This window comes from Vibrio sp. 10N.222.51.C5 (assembly GCF_041474575.1).
Taxonomy (GTDB): Bacteria; Pseudomonadota; Gammaproteobacteria; order Enterobacterales; family Vibrionaceae; genus Vibrio; species Vibrio crassostreae_C.
The window spans coordinates 1-2539 of sequence record NZ_JBFRUJ010000127.1 but is presented as its reverse complement, the minus strand read 5'-3'; the positions used below and the strand labels follow the sequence as shown (position 1 = coordinate 2539).

Annotated in this window: 3 protein-coding genes and 1 pseudogene; 2 read left to right on the top strand and 2 right to left on the bottom strand. The window is 42.9% G+C overall.

Going from position 1 to position 2539, the window contains the following annotated elements:
- Positions 1-186, top strand: a pseudogene (locus tag AB4558_RS21950) (MBL fold metallo-hydrolase); the annotation flags it as partial.
- Positions 187-559: 373 nt separating this feature from the next.
- Here AB4558_RS21950 and AB4558_RS21945 read toward each other — a convergent pair.
- Together AB4558_RS21945 and AB4558_RS21940 are read right to left on the bottom strand one after the other, a co-directional pair.
- Positions 560-1027 (bottom strand): YjiG family protein, encoded by a 468-nt coding sequence (locus AB4558_RS21945; protein ID WP_102393339.1) that lies wholly within the window; start codon positions 1025-1027, stop codon positions 560-562.
- Positions 1027-1764: a nucleoside recognition domain-containing protein gene (locus tag AB4558_RS21940; RefSeq protein ID WP_017061525.1), complete on the bottom strand. Its 738-nt coding sequence runs from the start codon at positions 1762-1764 to the stop codon at positions 1027-1029. The genes AB4558_RS21945 and AB4558_RS21940 overlap by 1 nt, the downstream gene beginning before the upstream one ends.
- A gap of 525 nt (positions 1765-2289) precedes the next feature.
- Here AB4558_RS21940 and AB4558_RS21935 point away from each other — a divergent pair.
- Positions 2290-2466 carry a hypothetical protein gene (locus AB4558_RS21935; protein WP_017061524.1) on the top strand — a complete coding sequence of 59 codons (177 nt, stop codon included), beginning with the start codon at positions 2290-2292 and terminating at the stop codon, positions 2464-2466.
- The last annotated feature ends 73 nt before the right edge of the window (positions 2467-2539 follow it).

Sequence of the window (2539 nt, the reverse complement as noted above, 5' to 3'; positions counted from 1 at the left end):
TTATTGATGTCTATTGATGAAGTGATGGAGTTTATCCGTCTTTCCCCTAACAAGGTGATTGCGAACCATATGGAGGCACTAAACCACTGTGCAGTGACTCGACCAATTCTTAAAGAAGCAATTGATAAAAACGGTTTGTCAGATAAAGTCCTTATTCCTGCTGATGGTGAGACCTTGGAGTTTTAGATACCTGAACTAATCCGATGACTCTCGATTTAAGTAAATAATCTAAATGATTTTTGTCCAAAAATGAGTTTAGTGGTTAGTGTATGATTGTGTGAACAGGTGAAATCGAACCACGATTTTGTCAGACTGAGTATGAACCAGTACATATAAAGTTAGATAAAAATATAGTAGAGACCACCAATTTTTGGTGATCTAATTTTTTCATTTAGCACCTGAACTCTTACAGAAAAATTAGATCTACATGTAAAAGTTAGATAAATGGCTTCTAGCCCTCGTTGTGTAAGGGGTTTCTAACTTTTAAGTCTAACTTTAAGTTAAGTTTCCTTTTTTGTAACGTCTGAAAGCTGTTCGCAGCTAACCGTTCAAAGTCACGTTACAAAATAATGTTCATCAAGAACATTGCACCTAACGCATTCAATACCGAAATCGCGATCATCACCGGGATGTAGCGACCTTCAGTACCAATTGGTCCCATAATACGGCCCATGTATTGCACCTGAGAGCCCATCAAGTAGATAGCTGGCGCCAAGATAGCTATATGGTTGCCGTTCAGAATACCTTGGTCAAACAGCGTGATAACCACGCCCACCGCGCCACCCATCGACATCCACGCACCGATCAATACCGCTGCCGCTTCGCCAGGTAAACCAAATACCGCCATAATTGGAGCAAATACACTGCCCATCAAATCCAGCGCACCCGTTATCTGCAATGCCTTGATGATCACAAACGCCATCAGAACATTCGGTACCGTAGAGGTAGTCGCAATAACCCAGCCTTTCTTAGCACCTTCAACGAAAATATCAGTAACCATTGGTTTCTTTGCTTTAACTTCGCTCATTATGCTACTTCCTCTTCCAGTTTTTGTTCTTTGTCTGATTTTGGTTTGTCTTCTTTGCCTTCAGTAATGTTGAGGTAAATACGGAACAGATTCGCGCCGACAAACTTAAAGATAAACATCACAGCGACAGCCAAACCAATTGACGATGTCACCGCTAAAGAGCCGTCCATCGCGGTTAGAGTGAACAGCACCGCACCTGAAGAGAAAAAGTTAACGATCGCCGCACCCGCCGTAAACTGGAACATGGTGAACACATCGGTTTCACGCTTAGTCAGATGTCCTTCGTCTTTCAGCTGACGTGTCATCGCTGCGCCAGCATCGGTACTTTGCAAAGAAGCGATCAGTGCCAAGCCTGAGTTACCCGGAATACCCATCAGAGGGCGAAGCAGAGGTGTCAGTAGTTTACGAGCCGCATCCAGTGCACCGTAGTGCTCAAGTACGTTGATCATACCCAGTGCAAACATCACGGTCGGAATAAGTGTCAAAGCAAAAATGAAACCGTCGCGAGCACCACTACCGCCTTTACCACGCAGTGACGTCGTTGCCGCTTGAATACCATCGGCCGTTTCACTCACATCGTAAGCGACCTTACCGAATGAACCGTTGAGCGTTGTAAAATCGAACACTCCATACCATTCATTGGACTGCATTAAGCCTGAAAAGAACACCATCGCGAACGCGAGTGCGATATAGCTGCCGATCGTGACTTTACGATCGGTTTTGGTTGGATTAGTCATAAGGACCTCTATACATCTCGTTTATGTGGAACAGAACACGTATAGATAGTGCAAACCAATGAGCGAAAGGTTAATGACCAAAATCAAATAGCGTATCGGTTTAAATAAAAGAAGCACAGCAACATATAAAACTGTGATTTGGATTTAAAAGCAGGACCATACGCTAAATAAATTAGAATATTTCACATACAAAACTAAAAAATCTTGCTTCAACAGCGCAACCAAAAACGCACACAATCGCCACACAAGTCTGGCTTCTAGTGAGAAGTTTTTACCTAGTGCGATCTCTGATAATGCTGTAAGAGATCTCTTGCATTGTTTTTCTGGTCAATTTTAATTCGATTATAATACAGAGACTTAAAAAGTGATTTTGCTTCCAGAACGCAACCGTTTTCCCTTAGTTGATTGAGTTTTGAGCCAAGCGCAAACAGTGAGCCATTTTATAAAGAATTTGAGCTTAATTCGAAATTTCAGCCCTCAGAGGTGCTATAGACTTCGCGCAGCCAATATAGAAGGAGAACGGTGATGACTATGGAAATGAGAACGCTTAAATATCAAGTAATGGGCAAAGGCATGTGGATCACTGCAACAGTATCTCGCGTAGTAGCGGACAAACTTGCGCTTGAATACCAATCCTATGGCTGGCCTGTTGAAGTATGTGCAGCAGAACAAACACTGACGTTTGATCTCAATGCTGCATAATGTTGGCAATTTCGAATAAGCTCTATCGGCACTGAGTCCGGTAGGGCTTTTTCTTGGTTCATCGCGGCTTTCC

Bases quoted from the DNA above. Each gene is read 5' to 3' on its own strand.
- AB4558_RS21940 (WP_017061525.1), bottom strand. From the start codon at position 1,764: ATGACTAATCCAACCAAAACCGATCGTAAAGTCACGATCGGCAGCTAT.
- AB4558_RS21935 (WP_017061524.1), top strand. From the start codon at position 2,290: ATGACTATGGAAATGAGAACGCTTAAATATCAAGTAATGGGCAAAGGC.
- AB4558_RS21945 (WP_102393339.1), bottom strand. From the start codon at position 1,027: ATGAGCGAAGTTAAAGCAAAGAAACCAATGGTTACTGATATTTTCGTT.